Here is a 546-nt window from a genome sequence, read left to right on the forward strand (position 1 = left end):
CATGACCGATAGCCGCAATGTTGTCGATAACGTTAACCATTCTGTTCTCGACCTTGTTGGCGAGTTGGGTGAGATTTCGAAAGTGGTGATGCGTTTGAATCAACAAACGGATCAAATAGGGACGGTTATTGAGGTGATTAATGGCATTGCCGAACAAACCAATCTTCTGGCATTGAATGCTGCGATAGAAGCGGCAAGGGCAGGCGAGCAAGGTCGTGGTTTTGCGGTAGTCGCGGATGAAGTGAGAACGCTTGCCAAACGAACTCAAGAGTCCACAACAGAGATCAAATCTGCGATTGAGAGCATTCAACATGGCAGTAAGTCTGCGGTTTCTGCGTTGGAGAAAGGCAACGAGATGTCTACAGGGACGGTCACTTTGCTTGGAACGGCGCTTGAGAGCATTCAGCAACTAGAGTCGTTGATCCAAGATGTTGTAGAAAGAAATCAACAGATAGCCGTCGCCATCGAAGAGCAGGTCTACGTCACGGATGAAATCAATGAGAACATCCAATCGCTCAATTTGAAATACAGCGAGTCGTATGATCT

The 546-nt window shown here is 47.3% G+C and carries 1 protein-coding gene; it reads left to right on the plus strand.

From position 1 onward, the window contains the following. Window positions 1–546: methyl-accepting chemotaxis protein (locus R7Q46_RS29550; RefSeq protein ID WP_318078635.1), on the plus strand; the 546-nt coding region annotated here is incomplete at both ends.

The organism is Vibrio sp. 811, from assembly GCF_033339195.1.